Here is a 16489-nt window from a genome sequence, read left to right as displayed (position 1 = left end):
TCCCGCCGGGAGACCGACGCCAAAGCAGGACGGGTCCAGTCACTGCCGCCGCTCCCGACGCACCGGTCTCCACGTCGGGGGAGGGACCGCCATGAAGCTGCGCAGCCGCCTGGCCCGACGACCAGGGCGAGGCCGACGCCCTGAAGGCGTACGCGGATGCGTGTGAGTCCATCGTTCCGGGCGGTACAGGACCGGCAGCCCCCTGGCCCGTGCGGCCGGGGGGCTGCTGTCAGTGGTGCCAGGCGTGTGCGCGGTGGGTGCAGATCAGGCTCTGCAAACGCTGTTGTCGTACGGAGCCTGAGCGCGGCGGCCTATGAGGCCGGACGGGGGCCCGCATGGCACCAACCGTGTGCGAGTGCCTCGACGAGCTCCTCGGCCTGGAGCCACGGACCGTGTCCCGAGGCGGGGTTGAGGTGTCCGACGGGCCCGAGTTCCACCAGGCGGCTTCCCCATTCCCGAGCGAGTTCGGCGACGCGCCCCAGGGACCCCAGGGGATCGTTCGAACTGGCTGCGACGATGCTGGGGAAGGGCAGCGGCTTCCGGGGCACCGGTGTCCAGCCGTACGTCGCCAGCTCGTCGGGAGTGGGGTAGCCGTCCGGCAGCGGCGTCTCGAAGTCCGGGGGTGCTGCCAGGAGGGCGCCCCGGACGTCCGCGTCGTGCCATTGTGCCCACTGCACCGTGGTCATGACGCCCGCGCTGTGGGCGACGATCACGACCGGCCCGGTGATCTGCACCATCACCTCGACCACGTTGGCGACGTGGGCGTCACGGCTGAGACGGTTCCACGCCGGCGGTGGGACGATGCGGACGGTGCGGCCGGCTTGACGGAGCTGCTCGGCAAGGATGGTCTGCCAGTGGTCCTCGACGTGGTCCCGCATGCCGGGAACGATCACGATCGTGGGCCCTGAGGTTCCTGTCATGAGGACGCCTCCGGTTCCTCGGGCCCCGCCGTCGCGACGGGGCGGGTGAGACGGTGGAGATCGCGCTCGTAGCGGTGGCGGCCGACCAGAAGGGCCCCGGTGGCCGCGATCGACACGAGCGGGACGAGCTGGAGCGCGCCGAGCAGGCCGAGCCGGTCCGCGAGCGCGCCGGTGACCGCGGGGCCGGGGGCCAGTCCGAGAAGGCTCTGGGCCAGCGTGAGTGTGGCGAACGCCGTCGCTGCGATGGCCGCGGGGGTCAGATTCGCCACCATGGCGGCCCCCGGCCCGGCCGTTCCGGCGCACAGCAGGGCTCCGAGCGCCAGCATCAGCAACTGTGTCGGGCCGGCCGGCAGGCGGAACGCGGTCATCAGCAGGACGAGAGAGCCGACGCTGCAACTGATTGCGACGGTCCACTTGCGGATCGGGGCGCGCCGGCTGAACCGGTCCGAGGCGATTCCGCCGGCGATCATGCCGATTCCGATCACCAGGGCGAAGAGGCCCGCGGTCGCGCCGGCCTTGGCGGTGGGCATGTCGTAGTAGCGGTTGAAGTAGCTGGGCAGCCAGGCGATCAGGGCCCCCGCGATGAACAACTGCAGACCGCTGCCGATGTAGGCGCTGATCACGGAGACGGAGGAGAACAGCCGTGGGAGGAGCACGCGAAGGCGGTCGGGCGCCCCGACGCCGGCCCTGCCCTCGACCGGATCCTGTCGCGGGGCCAGCCGCTTCTCCGTGACGACGACGGCGTAGATGCCCGCGAGCACCAGGCCGAAGAGGCCCATCACGGCGAACGCCCAACGCCAGCCGTATGCCTGGGCCACGGCGCCGCCGATGGATATGCCCAGGACCGAGCCGAAGGCCCCGCCGGCGATGAAGGCTCCGGAGAGCGTGGCCCGCAGGGCGCGCGGGAAGACGCTGAGGACCACGGCGATGCCGACGCTGCCGTACGCGGCCTCACCGATGCCGACGAAGAGCCGGCCGACGAACATCTGGCCGTAGGTCGCCGCCACCGCGCAGCCAAGGGTCGCCAGGCTCCACATCGTGGCCGCGATGACCAGCGATCTGACCCTGCCCCACCGGTCGGCCAGCAGCGAGAGGGGGAAGGTGAGCAGACCGACCATCAGCGCCACGATGCCGCTGAGGGAACCCAGCCGGGCGTCCGACAGCAGCCAGTCGGCCTTCAGCATCGGGAAGACGGCGTTGAGGACCTGCCGGGACATGTAGTCCGAGAGCAGGAGTCCGAAACTCAGTGCAAAGACGACCCAGGCATAGCGCCGGGACACGGGCCACTCCGACAAACCGGCACCGGTTCTGCCCGGGGCGGGTTCCGCAGTGGTGAGAAACCCCATTGTCATCACCTCAACTGCTCTTGATGGAAGGGAAAGGGTCAGAACGGCCTGTCGCCGATGATCCCGGCGCGCTCCATCCGGCGGACGGCGGGCCAGTAGTCCTGGACGGCGTAGTGCTGGGTGGAGCGGTTGTCCCAGATGGCGACGCTGTTCGGCGTCCAGCGCCAGCGCACCTGGTACTCGGGGACCGCGGCCTGGCTGATGAGGTAGTTCAGCAGCAGGCCCGCGCCGGGGGCGTAGTCCTGCCCGAAGCGGACGTTCCCGGGCGTGTGGTAGTTGACGAAGTGCGTGGTGAAGGCGTTGACGAAGAGGATCTGTTCGCCGGTCTCGGGGTGGGTGCGCACCACCGGGTGTTCCGCGTCGGGGAACCGCGCCTTGAGCGCGTGACGCTTCTCCTGCGGCATGACGGCGCCGAAGGTGGCCTCGATGCTGTGCCGCGCGCGCAGACCCTGGATCTGCGTCTTGATGTGCTCCGGGAGGCGGCTGTAGGCCTCGGCCATGTTGACCCAGATCGTGTCTCCGCCCACCGGGGGCGACTCGATGCAGCGCAGCACGGCGCCCATGGGCGGGTTCTCGCGCCAGGTGGCGTCGGTGTGCAGCGCGTTCTCGTAGTGCTCGGGCGCGCTGTCCAGGTCCTTGTAGATGCGGACGAGGCCGGGGTGGTCGGGGTCGCTGCCGGCGACCGGGTGGTCCTCCAGCGGGCCGAGGCGCTCGGCGAAGGTGACGTGTTCGGCGCGCGTGATGTCCTGGTCGCGCAGGAACAGGACCTTGTACTGCAGGAGCAGAGCCCTGATCTCGGCGAACAGATCATCGTCGCGCGAGGCGTCGCCAAGGTTCACGCCGGAGAGTTCGGCGCCGATGGTGCAGGTCAGCGGCTCGACCTTGATCGAGCCGCGGGAGTGGGCGCGCACCGACGCGGGCGCGCCCTGCAGAGGGGCGAGAGTCTTTTCCATGGTGCTTCCTCCTCGAGGGGATGGTGGTGCGCGTGAGCCGGCAAGGGCTCAGAGGACGAAGACGGACGATCCCGTGGTCCGTCCCGCTTCCAGCTCGCGGTGCGCCTCGACGGCGTCCTCGAGCGCGTAGCGCTGGTTGATCTCGATGGCTATGCGTCCGGAGGCGACGTGGTCGAAGAGCTCGCCCGCAAGTTCGGCCCGCTCGGCGGGGTCGGCGATGTAGTCGGCGAGCGCGGGCCGGGTGACGAACAGGGAGCCGCTGACGGCCAATTGCATGGCGTCGATGGGTGGGACGGGCCCGGAGGCCGTACCGAAGCAGACCAGCAGCCCGCGACGCCGCAGCGAGGCGAGCGAGGCGGCGTAGGTGGTCCTGCCGACGCTGTCGAAGGCGACGGGGACCCCGGCGCCCTCGGTCAGTTCGCGGACCCGCTCGGCCACGTTCTCGCGCTTGTAGTGGATGACGTGGTCGCAGCCGTGGGCGCGGGCGAGCTCGGCCTTCTCCTCGGTGGAGACGGTGCCGATGACGTTCAGCCCGAGCAGCTTGGCCCACTGGCAGACGATGAGGCCGACCCCTCCCGCCGCCGCGGTCAGCAGGATCGTGTCGCCGGCCTTCAGCGGGTGGATCCTGCGCAGCAGGTACGCGGAGGTGAGTCCGCGCATGGTCATCGCAGCCGCGGTCTCGAAGCCGATGCCCTCCGGCAGCCGGATCAGGGAGTCGGCGGGCATCACCCGTTCCGTGCTGTAGGCACCGAGCGGGCTTCCGGTGTACGTGACCCGGTCGCCCTCGGCGACGTGGGTGACCCCCTCGCCCACCGCCTCGACCACACCCGCGGCCTCGACGCCCAGTCCGGCGGGCAGCGTCGCGGGATACAGGCCACTGCGGAAGTAGGTGTCGGCGAAGTTGAGTCCGACGGCTTCGTGCCGGATCCGTACCTCGCCCGGACCGGGGTCGCCGACGACGACCTCTTCCCGGCGCAGGACCTCGGGACCGCCGGTCTCCTTGAAGCGGATGGCGTGAGCCATGGGCGTACTCCGTTGTTCGTGGGGTGAGGAGGAGAAGGGGACCGCCGGTGCCGGGGGTCGGCCCCCGGCGGCCTCATGGGGCTCGGATACGCGGCGGGCGCGGCGGCGCGGTGGTCCCGTGCCGCGATCAGACGTCGCGCAGCATGAAGCCGCGCCGGCCAGGACGGCGGTTCGGCACCATGCCGAGGCGGGCCAGCGTCTCGTCGGCGCCGGAGTAGTACTCGCCGAGCTTGTAGATCTTCTTGGCCTCGGCGCCGGTCGCGATGTCACGGCCGAGCGCCTCGGAGATCCGCACCATCTGCTCGACCTGCTCGACGGTGGTCATACGCTCGCCCTTGCGCCGCCACAGGTTGTCCTCGTTGCCCACGCGTACGTGCACGCCGAGCGCGATGCCGATAGCGTTCATCGGCGCCACAGCGCGCATGGAGCTCTCGATGGTGAGGACGGCGCCGTCCGGGGTGCGGCGGACGAACTCGATCAGGTCGGCCGGGTGCCGGCCCGCGAAGCCGCCCCCGATGGCCACGTAGTTGAGGACCAGGGGACCCGCGTGGACTCCGGCCCTGACGAGCCGCTCCACGGTCTCGAGCTGGGCCAGCGTGGCGAGCTGGAAATGCGGCTGGATGCCGTTCGCGTGCAGGCGCTTGAGGTGCTCCAGATAGAAGTCGGGACCCGCCTCGACGACCATGTCGCGGTATGCCTTGTAGTACTCGGGCTTGGCGATCGAGGTGCCTTCCAGATCGTCGTCGGTCATGATCTCGACGATGTTCATCTGGCTGGTGTTGATCGCGATGGTCACCTGGTCCGGCGCCGGGGTGAGGTCGGCCAGCAGGTGGCGGGTGTCGTAGCTCAGCCACTTCGCCTCGCTGCCCTCGTCCTCCGGGGCGAACGAGATCGAGCCGCCGATCTGCAGGACCATGTCCGGCACGGCCTCCCGCAGTCGGCCCAGCAGCTCGTTGAACATGGACATCCGCTTGGAGCCCTTGCCGTCGAGCTCACGTACGTGGATGTGGAGCACGGTGGCGCCGGCGTTGTAGCAGTCGACGGCCGCCTGGACGTGCTCGTCCATCGTCAGGGGAAGGTCGTCGGCGTCCCCGGGCAGCCACTCCGGCCCGTAGGGAGCGGCCTGGATCACCAGCTTCTCCTGGTTCTCCGGGAAAAGTGAGTCGTCGTGGAAGTGCACGGTCCGTCTCCTTCGTGCGATCGGTGATCACTCGCCGGGAGCAGCGCCCGGTGCGATGCGGGGCCATGAGATGTCGGCGAGGATCGATGCGGGTCACCGGGGGACAGCGGGCGCATGGCGGCCCGGTACGCTCGACCGGTCCGGAGGGGACGTGCACTGGGGGAGTACCACGGCTCTCCTCCGGCGGCCGACCGCGTCTCTGCGGTGCTGCAAAGGTAGGGGCGAGCACCCGAGCCTGCTTGACCCTCGGGGACGGAAAACTTGTCATTTGGGGACACCGCTCAGTGACGCGCCGAGTGAGCCGGCCCGCCCCGGCCGCCCTCGTGCCGCTTGGGGCGTCAGTCCTGGCCGGGGAGTTGCTGTCGGCTCCTGTCGGTGCGCCACGACCTCGGGCTGCATCCGAACTGCTCGCGGAACCACCGCGAGAAGGCGCTCAGCGACGAGAAGCCCAGCAGGTCGGAGATCTCCGTCAGCGTGCGCCGCGGATTCGCGACGAACTGCTCGGCGAGGTGCACGCGGGTGGCGTTCAGGAGTGAGGAGAACGTCTCGCCCGAGGAGGCGAGATGCCGGTGGACGGTGCGCCGGTCGACCCCCAGGCTGCGCGCGACCTGCTCGATCGAGCAGCGCCCGCTCGGCAGCAGGACCTCGATCAGCTCCCGTACCCGGTCCGCGACGGTGGTGTCCTTGGGGACCGCGATCGCCTCGAAGTACTGGCGGGCGTACTCCCGCAGCAGCGGGTCCGCCGTGGCGTTGGGCGCATCGAGGTCGTCGGCGTAGAAGACGATGCCGTCGAACTCGCGGCCGAACTCCACCGCGGGGCCGAACACGCGTCGGTGCGTCGCGGTGTCCGCCGGTCCGGGGTGCCTGAACCAGACGGAGAGAGGCTGCCACCGTGTGTGCAGGAAGCCCCGCAGGATCCGGTGGAAGGCGGCGACGGCCAGTTCCGTGGCCTGCCGGGTCTCCATCGTCTCGCCGAGCCGCAGGTCGACCTTCAACGTGGCCAGCCCGTCGCCTTCGGACAGACGGGCGTGGAGCACCTCGTTGTACATGTGCTGATGACGGATCAACAGCCCCAGTGCGCTCCGTACGTCCGGTTCCTCGCGGACGACCAGACTGACGGGGCCGAGGTTGGAGAAGCGCCGGAACTCGGCCATCAGTACGCCGAAATCCTCGTGCCCGGAGGCGGCTGCCGACAGTTCGAGCACCTGGACCGCGGCCGCCCCGGAGATCCACCGGTCCTGCACCGCGAGGGCCGCGGTGTCCAGGCCCACGCGCTGCATCAGGGACTGCGGGTCGATGCCGAGCGAGCGGCACAGCTCGACGTAACCGCTGAGGGCCGCGGTGCGGACCAGAGGCCTCATGTGGCCCTCCAGACGCTGTCCGGGTCATGTCCCGAGAAAACAAGTCAGATGTCCCGCCAGGACAAGCAAGGCAGGTAGGCGCAACCTAGCATGGCGCACGTTCACCGAGGACCACGACCAGCCCGAACTCAAGCGCCATCTACTGCGACTGTGGCTGACCCTGCCACACCGCCCCTGTACGGACGGTGCTCGCGGTGGGGTCACCCCGCGCGATGTGATCCGCCTCCGGAACACCGCCTCGCAGGCGGGGACGAACCCAAGGAGATTGCCGACATGACCAACCTCGCCACGTTCCTGGTGAACTCCGCCACGGCCAAGGGCGATCGCATTGCCGTGCGCCACGACGACAGCATGCTCACCTACGCCCAGTTGGACGACGCGAGTGCCGGACTCGCCGCCCTCCTGCGCGACCGTGGCGTCCAGCCCGGCGACCGCGTCGCGGTGACGATGCCCAACGTCCCGCTGTTCCCGGTCGTCTACTACGGCATCCTCCGGGCCGGCGGTGTGGTCGTGCCGCTGAATCCGCTCCTGAAGGCCCGTGAGGTGGCCTTCACCCTGCGCGACTGCGGGGCACGGATCGCGCTGGTGCACCCCCTGTTCGCGGACGAGGTGGCGAAGGCCGCCGCCGAGACCCGAACCGCTTGTCTGGTCACTGAGCCCCTGGCCTTCGACGATGTCCTGCGGGCCCACGAACCGATGCCCGGCGTCGTCGACAGGACCGATGACGACCCGGCCCTCATCCTCTACACCTCGGGCACGACCGGGACGCCGAAGGGGGCCGAACTGTCCCACCGGAACCTGGCCACCAACACTGCCACCACGGCTGAGACGCTGCTCCAGGTCGGACCTGACGACGTGCTCTTCGGCGGCCTGCCCCTCTTCCATGCCTTCGGCCAGACCTGCGCGCTCAACACCGCCGTCGCCGCCGGCGCCACGCTGACCCTGCTGCCGCGGTTCGAGCCGGCGCGCGCCCTGGAGATCATCGCGCGCGACGGGGTCACCGTGTTCCTCGGTGTGCCGACGATGTACGCGTCGCTGCTCCACGCCGAGCTCCCGGAAGGCTTCGACGCGCACAGGCTGCGCCTCGCCGTCTCCGGCGGTGCTTCGCTTCCCGTCGAGGTGCTGCACGGCTTCGAGCGGCGCTTCGGCGTCACCGTTCTGGAGGGATACGGACTCTCCGAGACGTCGCCGGTTGCCGCGTTCAACCACCCCGACCGCCCGCGCAAGGCGGGCTCGATCGGGCAGCCGATCCGCGGAGTCGAGATGAAGCTCGTCACCGAGGGCGGCGGCGCGGTTCCCCCGGGCGAGGTCGGCGAGATCGTGATCCGCGGCGAGAACGTGATGACCGGCTACCGCAACCGTCCGGAGGCCACGGCGAAGGCGATCCGCGACGGGTGGTTCCACAGCGGCGACCTGGCCCGCGTCGACGAGGACGGCTTCTACTTCATCGTCGACCGGAAGAAGGACCTGATCATCCGAGGTGGCTACAACGTCTACCCACGTGAGGTCGAGGAGGTGCTGTACGAGCACCCGGCCGTCGCCGAAGCCGCAGTCGTCGGCGTGCCGCACCCGGTGCACGGCGAGGAGATCGCCGCGGTGATCACACTCCGGGCCGGTGCCCGTGCCACGGCCGAGGAGATCCGCGACCACGTCAAGGACCGGTTGGCGGCGTACAAGTACCCGCGGATCGTCACCTTCACGGCCGAGCTTCCCAAGGGCCCCACCGGCAAGATCCTCAAGCGCGAGATCGTGGTCACCGATCGATGACCACGCGGCGTCCGACGGCGAACTGGCTCCCCGGCCGTGAACCGACACGCTGGTCCACTGTGGCAGCAGCCGACTGGAGATGGCCGCCGGCGCCGCTCCGGGGCGATGCCGTGCACCGCCGACATCAAGCTGCCGCGGTGTCGTGTCCCCGGACCGGACGGCGCAGCGCCAACCGTGCCACGCGCGGCCAGTCGGCGGAGGCCCCGACGACCCGCGGCGCGTGGGGGCGACGGCGTGGTACGCGGACCCGGAGAGCGCCGGGCGCGCTGTGGCACACGACGGGAGCCGGCAGGACGACGTGTTCACCGTCGATGCCGACCGGGAGTACGTCCGAGTCGGCTTCTACGACGACTTTCCCGGCGGTCAGCCGGACGAGGCCTCCCGAGCGCGGTCCGCGCACCACGCCCGCCGCCTGAACGGCACTGCCGACCCGCAGGCACACCACGCCGAGGAGCCCGGTGTCCAGCCGCTCCCTGCGTCCCGGCCGGGTGGCGTCGACGGCGCGTCCGTATGGGTTGTTGCTGACGAGCAGCGCCTGAAGTCCGTCGACGTACGTCCTGTCGGCTCGCGCCCGCAACCTGGGCGCACCCTCGCCGGTGAGGAGGCCGGGGAGGGTGCGCAGGGACGTGCGGGCCTTGGCGTCCCGGTACGCGGGTTCGGTGACGACGGACGCGTAGGTTCCGAACGAGGCATTGTTCACGAAGACGCGGTCCGCGGCGTATCCGAGGTCGACGCGGAGCTCGACGCCGTCGGTCAGGGCTTCCAGGGCCTTCGCCGGATCGTCGCGGTCGAGGCCGAGATCGAGGGCGAAATGGTTGCGGGTACCGGCGGGAACCACCACGAACGGCAGGTCGTGGCGCGCCGCGACCTCGGCCACCAGCGCCTGGGTGCCGTCGCCACCCGCCACCGCCAGCAGGTCGGCTCCCCCGGCGGCGGCCTGCCGGGCCAGCTGGACGACATCCTGGCCCGGGTCGAGCAGGGCCACCCGGCAGCCCGCCGCCCGGGCCTTCTCCACCAGTTGGAAACGGCCGACCTTGCCGCCGCCGGAGCGCGGATTCATGAGGATCCAGGGGGCGCGGGGGGGTTCGGTGACGGCCTGTTCCGACTGCTTGGAGGCGGTGTGCCCAGGGCTCAGGGCCGTACGCGCCGACGTGACTGCCAGCACCCACAGGGCCAGGGACAGCAGGGCCGGCCCCAGCATGCCGAAGGTGGCGAACAGGACAAGGACGGTGAGCGGTGCGGTCACCGAGAGGGCCGCGCCCAAGGCGCGTACCGCCCCTGTGTGCGCCAGGGCCCACCACACGCCGACGGCTGCGAGCGCCACCCCGGCGATGCCGACCAGCACCCACAGCACGCTCCGCAGACCGGCGGCGACGAGCGGCACCATGATGCTCGCCAGGAGGGCGAGCACGGCGAGGCGGGCGCGTCCGGCGCTGCCCTGTCGAGAGGGCGCGGGCCCTGCCGCTCTTGATCTCCTCGTGTGTCCTGCGTGTGTTCCCACCGGTCGTCCCTCTCTTCGCGATCCTCGGCCCTCCGCCCTCCCGCGCCGTCCGCCCGTGGCCGGCTCACACCGTGCTCGGTCAGCGCCGTTCGGACAGTTCGAAGAGGTTGCCGCGCTCGACCACGCACAGGGCCCAGATGATGAAGCCGGAGAGCGCGATCAGCACGATCGACCACACCGGGTAGTACGGCAGGGAGAGGAAGTTGCCGATGATGACGAGTCCGGCGATGCCCACGCCGGTGACGCGCGCCCACGCCGCGGTCCGGAGCAGTCCGATGCTGACGATCACGGCGAGCGCCCCAAGGACGAGGTGGATCCATCCCCAACTGGTCAGGTCGAACTCGAACACGTAGTTGGGCGTCGTGACGAAGATGTCGTCCTCGGCGATGGCCATGATGCCCCGGAAGATGTCGAGCACACCGACGAGGAAGAGCATCACGGCTGCGAAGACCGTCAGGCCGGTTGCCCATTCCTGCTTTGCGGTGTCCGTCGGGCGAGTGTGTGTCGCGGTCATCTTGCACCTCGTTTCGTGGTGTTCGGATGCTCAGCGTCCGGAGGTGTGAGGGGTGGAGCCCGAGTGCTCCGCCGGGCCGTGGCCGGAAAGGACCAGTTCCTTCGCCCTGCGGAACTCCTCGTCCGTGATGGCGCCGCGGTCGCGGATCTCGGACAGTCTGGCGAGCTCGTCGACGCTGCTGGACCGCCCGCCCGCGGCTTCCCTGACGTACGCGTCGAACGCCTCCTGCTGCGATCGCGCCTGCGCCACCTCTCGGCGGCCCATGTTCCTGCCGCGGGCGATCACGTAGACGAACACGCCCAGGAAGGGCAGGAGGATGCAGAACAGGAGCCAGCCGGTCTTCGCCCAGCCGTTCAGCGTGTCGTCACGGAAGATGTCGGCGATGATCCGGAAGAGCAGGATGAACCACATGATCCACAGGAAGAAGAAGAGCATGGTCCAGAAGGCGCCCAGCAGCGGAAAGTCGTACGCCAGATAGGTCTGCGCGGTCATGTCCGGCCTCCGTCCCGGGCGTTCACCCGGCAGCGGTTCTCTGTCACCTTCAGCGTGCCCACGGCAATCACCGGGCGCCTCACCCGGCGCGGGTGAGTGTGCGCGCTGCGCTGTGATCGCCGCCGCTCGACCCGTTCCCCGCCGTCTCGGACAGGAGTCGCTCCCCTGCCGTGGTTGCGGGGTGCGGCTGCCGCCTTCGGGGCCGCCGGTTGCCGATCACGGCTCACGAAGCGGAACGGTCCGCCGCCCGGCCGGTCGGTCCGGAGGCGGCCGCGAGGATCGCCAGGACGATCAGGACGGCCAGGGCGACGCCGAGGACGAGCGCCACCGCTCCGACCGTGGGGTGGTTCCAGAGCACCAGCGCCAGCGCTGCCGCCGCGACGATCCCTCCCGTGATCCACGCCCGGTGGTCCGCCAGCCGGCGTCCGGTGGACCCGGTGCGCACTCCCGCGCGGCGCAGGCCCCGGCCGGCGGCCGTCGTGCTCCGGTCCGCCACCGCGCGGACGGCACGGGCGGGGCGACCGGGACCGTAGAGGTACGCGATCAGTGCCGTGATCACCGACACGACCAGCAGTGTGCGCGTGCTGTCGCGCAGGAAGCGGACGAACGTGTCGTAGATCGCCGCGGCCGCGTCGGGGGGCAGTGCCGTGGGCGGGACAGAGTCCAGATAGACACGTCTGACGACGGCGAGAGCGACGAGCAGCACGACCATCATCACGCCGACACCCGTCGCGGTGATCATCACCATCACCCGGTGTGCCGGAGCGGTCCACACGGCGAGGGCGGCGAGTGCGACGGTCAGGACGGGCAGCCAGACGCCCAGGACGTCCAGCAGGCGCATGGCGTCCTGCGCCTTGCCCAGCTCCTCCGTCTGGAACAGCGTGATCGTCCGGTAGGTGTCCGGGATGGCGGCGGCCTTGTCGAAGCCCGCGTCGACGAGTCGCTCCTGTGCCTGGTCGACGACCTCGCCGACATCCAGTTGGACGGTTCCCCCCTCGGCGCGCAGGGCGCCCCCGCCGTCATCGGTGAGCATGTTCACCACAGCGGCGTGCGTCCGCCGGTTGGCGCCTTCCCAGGCCTGCTGGAAGGCGTCGCTGGTGATCACACCGCGGACGGTGCGGTCCACGACGTTCCTGACCGCGTCCTGCAGGGGAGCGGTGAGGGCGTCGGCCCCCTCCACGACGCGGGGTGGTGCTCCCGCGTCCTGGAGTGCCTTGGTGAGCGAGTCCGTCACCGCCCCGACGTCCACCCGCTCCACCACGCGGTCGGTGAGCCGGTTGATCACGGCGTCCTGTACGGGCGGCTCGGACGCCAGTGGCGCCATCGTCTCCACGTACCTGTCGGTGTCGGAGACCGTGTCCTGGACCCAGGCCGCGACGACGGCCAGGGGCGCGAGCAGAAGGGTCAGCACAAGAAGTACGGAGGAGCCCGCCCGGCGTTCCCGCCGGTGGCGCACCGCCGCGTGGCGGCGCAGCCGCTCGTACTCCGCACGTTCCTCGGGGGTAAGGGCGTGCTTGCCGTTCGTGGCTCCGCCGGAGTCGGAAGGACCGGGGGTCGCGGTCGGGTTCACGGGTACTCCTCGGGGCGGTTGCGGTGTCAGGCCGCAGGAGGGGGACCTTGCGGCCCCGGGACGTGCGTCCTCGCGAGCGCAGCCCGCCACGCGAGGGCGACCACCGCTTCGGCGAGGCCGAGCGGGACGAGAGGGGTGGTGGGCCACCCGACCGCTCCAGGATCACGCCTGTCACCGGGCCAGGGGTCACCCACCACGGGTGATCCGGCGACGCCGCCCTGGCGGTGAGGCAGGAGTCTGCGGATGACCTGCCCGCACCTGCGGAGCCGGTGTCCCCGCCGCCCTGTCACTCCGGCAACTGCCGCATCTCCATGACGCGCAATCCGAGCGACTGGCAGCGTGCCAGCAGACCGTACAGGTGCGCTTCGTCCACGACAGGACCGAACAGGACCGTCTGGCCGGACATCACCACGTGGCCCAGCTCCGGAAAAGCCTTGGCCAAGGTTTCCGACAGGTGTCCCTCGACGCGGATCTCGTAGCGCACGAGCAGTCCTCCCATGGACATGCTTGGGACAGGCGGACGACTCCCTTCCCTGCGATCGTCCCCCCTGACTCCAGTGCGCACATCACCCGCGGCAGGTGACCCGTCGCAAGGCGGCGACGGGCCGACACGCCCTCAATGAGTCAGAAAGATCTTGAAAGAGACGATCAGCAGACCGAGCAACAGGTTGACCGACGCGGTGACGGCCATGAGCCGCGGCGGAGCACCGGCGCGGCGTGCCGCGGCCATGGACCAGCCCACCTGGCCGGCCACAGCGACGCACAGAGCCAGCCAGAGAGCACCCCGCACATCGAGGCCCAGGAGCGGACTGACGGCCACCGCGGCGGCCGGCGGGACGGCCGCCTTGACGATCGGCCACTCCTCGCGGCACACGCGCAGCACGACCCGGCGGTTCGGAGCATGCTGCGCCAGGCGCGCCCCGAACAGCTGGGCATGCACGTGCGCGATCCAGAACACCAGAGAGGTGACGAGCAGCAGCAGCACCAGCTCGGTGCGTGGGAACGAGCCGAGCGTGCCGGCACCGATCACCACGGAGGCGGCGAGCATCGATCCGTAGACGCCGCCCGTGTAGTCCGCGTGGGCACGGTGCTCGGCATCGCCCGCCCCTTGCGGTGTGTTCGGGCCGGACCTGCTTCTGGGCACTGGTGACTCCCCTCGGACTCAGCGCGTCGATCCGGTCGCGCCGGCCGAAGTGCCGTCGCCCGGCCGCGGGCGGCTTTCCCGGGTGGTCGGGAGGTGCGGCGTGACCAGGAAACCGGCCAGAGCGATCCCGCCGGTGGCGAGGATCGCCGCCTTCAGGCCGTCCAACTGTGCGGAGGCGTAGGCGTCCGCGACGGCATCGACCTCGGCCGGCGGCAACCCGGCACGCTCGGCCGCGGAGCGCACCTCATCGGTGGGGACGAAGGTGACCCCCGCCTGGAGAGCGACACCGACCTGCTCGCGGGTCTCTGCGGACAGCCGCGGGTTGTCCGCCACCTGCGTCGTGAAGGCGTGCGCCAGCGCACCGATGAGGATCGACCCGATGAGCGCGGTGCCCAGCGCTGAGCCCAGATTCTGTGCCGTGAACTGGAGTCCTCCGGCCTCGCTGCGTTCCTCCTCGCCGACGCCGGACTGGACGACGTTGCCCAGCTGCGAGGCGAGCAGGCCCACACCCACGCCCAGCAGGGCCATGGCTCCGGCGAATTGCGCGTCGTCGATGACCGGGTCGATGGTGGCCAGCAGCCACACCACCGCCGCCGCCAGGGTCAGCAGAGCCAGCCGGACCACCCGGCGCGGCCCCAGCACCCGCCCCAGCGAGGCGGCGGACAAGGACGTCGCGAACATGGTGACGGACACCGGAAGCAGGCGCAGCCCCGTCTGGAAGGCGTCGAAACCCTGAACCACCTGCAAGTACAGCGGGATGGCGAAGAACAGCCCCAGCAGGATGAGGTTCTGGATCAGGAGCGTCATCAGGCCGGACCGAAGCACGGGCCTGCGCAGCAGGGACAAGTGCACGAGGGGGTCCGCGCCCTGCTGCTCCCGCCGCCGCTCCCAGTACCGGAAGAGGGCCAAAACGGCCGCCCCGGCACCGACGACGAACAGTGTCGGGGCGAAGCCGAGGACCGTGAAGGGAGGGTTGCGGGGCTGCACCCATCCCCAGGTGCTGCTCTGCAGCACCCCGAGCACGCCCAGCGCGAGTCCGGCCGCGGAGAGCACCGCACCGACCACATCCAGCCGGGGACGAGGGCCGGTCGGGGCGGAGGCCGCGATCGTCCGGTGGCACAACAGGACGGCCACGACGACCAGGACCTCACCTGCGAAGACCAGCCGCCAGGTCAGGTACGTCGTCACCCAGCCGCCCAGCAGCGGGCCGACCGCGATCCCGGCGCCGGCGAGCCCGCCGATGACCGCGTAGGCGACGGCCCGGTCCCGCCCGCGGTACGACTCCGCGACGAGGGCCGCCATGGCCGGCAGCACCATGGCGGCGCCGATCCCCTCGATGACGGACCAACCCAGCAGGAGGACCCCCAGTGTTGGCGCCACGGCGGTCAGAGCCGACCCCACGGCGTACACGACCAGCCCCAGAAGGAACATGCGGCGACGTCCCACGATGTCACCGAACCTGCCGCCGATGATCATGAACGCCGCCATGACGAGCGCGTACAGGGTGATGACGGCCTGGATCGCGGTGACCTCCGTGTCGAAGTCCTCGACCAGCTGACTGATGGACACATTCATGACGGACGTGTCCAGGACCATCAGGAACTGGGCCGTACCGAGGACGATCAGAGCCCGCCAGTGCTTCACGCTGTCCACCTCGCCGAGTCGGCCGGAACGCCGACGGAGTCGCCGGGCAGCGGCCGGCGCATGCCCCGCCGCTCCTCCCATCGGAACCGAAGAACCCGCCCCGCGCCTCACCCGTGACGGGGGAACGGAACGGATCCCTGGAGAGCCTGTGCCGGTCGCGCACGGCCCGGTCATGGCGCTACCGGGCGCTGCTCGTCGCGCGGCCCACGGGTTCCTGGAAGACCGTGTGCCGGGCCCGGGGCTCAGTCGGCGGCGTGCATCTGCCGGGCGGGGGAGAGAGCGCCGTGATCAGCGCAAGGTGAGTGAACGCTTGCGGAAAGTCGCCGAGTTGGTCTCCCGTAGGACCGGGCCGACCCGAAGGCCGTTGCACCGCCACAACGCCGTCGGCCACAGGAGCGAGCGGCGAGTGAGCCGGCTGTGCGAGTTCGGCTGATCGCGTCGGGTACCAGGACGCGGTGGACGGGCGCGCAGAACCGGCAGAGCCATCACAACAGCCGTTGGTCGCGTGCGCGGCGCACTGCGTCGCCGCGCCTGTTCACCGCCAGCTTCCGGTACACGCTCTTGAGGTGGGTCTTCACCGTGTTCGCCGACACGTACATGTCGGCGGCGATCTCCTCCGTCGACATCATCCGGGCCAGCCGCTCCAGGACATCACGCTCGCGTCCGCTCAGCTCCACCGCGACGAGCGGCGGGGGCGGCGAAGCCTGCCGCGGCTGCTCGTCCCGTCGGGGCGGGCCGGGTGTGAGCCAGTCGGCGGCCAGTTCGTCCAGCGGAGGCGTGGCCAGGAGCGGCCGTATCCATGCTCCGGCGTCGAGGAACGGACGTCGCAGCCGCTCCCGCCGGGCGTCGAGGAGCGCCTGCCCGACGAGCCTGCGGGCGGTGGCGGTGTCCCCCGCCCTCTCAGCTGCCTGAGCCCTCACCAGCGCCGCCCGCACGGTCACGGCCGGCCCGGAGCGGCCCCCGGACCGGATGCCGTCGAGCAGATCGATGGCCGCCCCGGTACCGCCTGCGGCAAGCTGGATCGCCGCGGCCTCCGCGATACACACCGGCTGGTCGCCGGACACGCCCTGGAGC

15 protein-coding genes are annotated in these 16489 nt (G+C 70.7%); 1 reads left to right on the top strand and 14 read right to left on the bottom strand.

The window, feature by feature from the left end; all coding sequences use genetic code 11:
• Positions 1-311: 311 nt before the first annotated feature.
• The 6 genes from ACWGH4_RS01005 to ACWGH4_RS00980 all read right to left on the bottom strand — a co-directional run bounded on the left by ACWGH4_RS01005 (position 312) and on the right by ACWGH4_RS00980 (position 6783).
• Positions 312-920 (bottom strand): RBBP9/YdeN family alpha/beta hydrolase, encoded by a 609-nt coding sequence (locus ACWGH4_RS01005; protein WP_453454204.1) that lies wholly within the window; start codon positions 918-920, stop codon positions 312-314.
• Positions 917-2200, bottom strand: a complete 1284-nt coding sequence (locus ACWGH4_RS01000; RefSeq protein ID WP_453454202.1) for an MFS transporter — start codon at positions 2198-2200, stop codon at positions 917-919. The genes ACWGH4_RS01005 and ACWGH4_RS01000 overlap by 4 nt, the downstream gene beginning before the upstream one ends.
• A gap of 104 nt (positions 2201-2304) precedes the next feature.
• Positions 2305-3219 carry a TauD/TfdA dioxygenase family protein gene (locus tag ACWGH4_RS00995; protein ID WP_453454200.1) on the bottom strand — a complete coding sequence of 305 codons (915 nt, stop codon included), beginning with the start codon at positions 3217-3219 and terminating at the stop codon, positions 2305-2307.
• A gap of 48 nt (positions 3220-3267) precedes the next feature.
• Complete coding sequence (locus ACWGH4_RS00990; protein WP_453454198.1) at positions 3268-4242, bottom strand: quinone oxidoreductase family protein; 975 nt, start codon at positions 4240-4242, stop codon at positions 3268-3270.
• A gap of 127 nt (positions 4243-4369) precedes the next feature.
• Positions 4370-5422 (bottom strand): 3-keto-5-aminohexanoate cleavage protein, encoded by a 1053-nt coding sequence (locus ACWGH4_RS00985; protein WP_453454196.1) that lies wholly within the window; start codon positions 5420-5422, stop codon positions 4370-4372.
• A 338-nt stretch (positions 5423-5760) separates the two neighbouring features.
• The gene (locus ACWGH4_RS00980; RefSeq protein ID WP_453454194.1) at positions 5761-6783 is read right to left on the bottom strand and encodes an AraC family transcriptional regulator; all 1023 of its coding nucleotides are present in this window, start codon (positions 6781-6783) and stop codon (positions 5761-5763) included.
• Between the two features lie 273 nt (positions 6784-7056).
• Between ACWGH4_RS00980 and ACWGH4_RS00975 the strand changes: the two genes are divergently transcribed.
• Entirely contained in the window at positions 7057-8550 is a 1494-nt protein-coding gene (locus ACWGH4_RS00975; protein WP_453454192.1) for a long-chain-fatty-acid--CoA ligase, read from the top strand.
• Between the two features lie 124 nt (positions 8551-8674).
• On the opposite strand, the gene ACWGH4_RS00970 is transcribed toward ACWGH4_RS00975, so the two are convergent.
• The 8 genes from ACWGH4_RS00970 to ACWGH4_RS00935 form a co-directional block, all read right to left on the bottom strand.
• On the bottom strand, positions 8675-10051 hold the full coding sequence (locus tag ACWGH4_RS00970; protein WP_453454190.1) for a diacylglycerol/lipid kinase family protein: 1377 nt from the start codon (positions 10049-10051) through the stop codon (positions 8675-8677).
• Positions 10052-10130: 79 nt separating this feature from the next.
• The gene (locus ACWGH4_RS00965; protein WP_453454188.1) at positions 10131-10565 is read right to left on the bottom strand and encodes a DUF7144 family membrane protein; all 435 of its coding nucleotides are present in this window, start codon (positions 10563-10565) and stop codon (positions 10131-10133) included.
• A 30-nt stretch (positions 10566-10595) separates the two neighbouring features.
• Entirely contained in the window at positions 10596-11057 is a 462-nt protein-coding gene (locus tag ACWGH4_RS00960; protein WP_453454186.1) for an SHOCT domain-containing protein, read from the bottom strand.
• Between the two features lie 223 nt (positions 11058-11280).
• Positions 11281-12627, bottom strand: a complete 1347-nt coding sequence (locus tag ACWGH4_RS00955; protein ID WP_453454185.1) for a hypothetical protein — start codon at positions 12625-12627, stop codon at positions 11281-11283.
• A gap of 286 nt (positions 12628-12913) precedes the next feature.
• Positions 12914-13111, bottom strand: coding sequence for a hypothetical protein (locus ACWGH4_RS00950; protein WP_069925412.1), 198 nt, complete (start codon positions 13109-13111; stop codon positions 12914-12916).
• 132 nt (positions 13112-13243) lie between these two features.
• Entirely contained in the window at positions 13244-13771 is a 528-nt protein-coding gene (locus ACWGH4_RS00945; RefSeq protein ID WP_453454183.1) for a hypothetical protein, read from the bottom strand.
• 18 nt (positions 13772-13789) lie between these two features.
• Positions 13790-15415 carry an MFS transporter gene (locus ACWGH4_RS00940; protein WP_453454181.1) on the bottom strand — a complete coding sequence of 542 codons (1626 nt, stop codon included), beginning with the start codon at positions 15413-15415 and terminating at the stop codon, positions 13790-13792.
• Between the two features lie 485 nt (positions 15416-15900).
• On the bottom strand, positions 15901-16489 hold a 589-nt coding region (locus tag ACWGH4_RS00935), incomplete at its 5' end, for a helix-turn-helix transcriptional regulator (RefSeq protein WP_453454179.1).

Source organism: Streptomyces sp. NPDC054847 (assembly GCF_053610925.1).
Note: the sequence above shows the minus strand (reverse complement) of the source record. Positions and strands in the feature narration are given on the sequence as shown.

Coding starts and splice junctions, on each gene's coding strand:
- ACWGH4_RS00975 (WP_453454192.1), top strand. CDS start 7,057: ATGACCAACCTCGCCACGTTCCTGGTGAACTCCGCCACGGCCAAGGGC.
- ACWGH4_RS00965 (WP_453454188.1), bottom strand. CDS start 10,565: ATGACCGCGACACACACTCGCCCGACGGACACCGCAAAGCAGGAATGG.
- ACWGH4_RS00960 (WP_453454186.1), bottom strand. CDS start 11,057: ATGACCGCGCAGACCTATCTGGCGTACGACTTTCCGCTGCTGGGCGCC.
- ACWGH4_RS00995 (WP_453454200.1), bottom strand. CDS start 3,219: ATGGAAAAGACTCTCGCCCCTCTGCAGGGCGCGCCCGCGTCGGTGCGC.
- ACWGH4_RS01005 (WP_453454204.1), bottom strand. CDS start 920: ATGACAGGAACCTCAGGGCCCACGATCGTGATCGTTCCCGGCATGCGG.
- ACWGH4_RS00980 (WP_453454194.1), bottom strand. CDS start 6,783: ATGAGGCCTCTGGTCCGCACCGCGGCCCTCAGCGGTTACGTCGAGCTG.
- ACWGH4_RS00990 (WP_453454198.1), bottom strand. CDS start 4,242: ATGGCTCACGCCATCCGCTTCAAGGAGACCGGCGGTCCCGAGGTCCTG.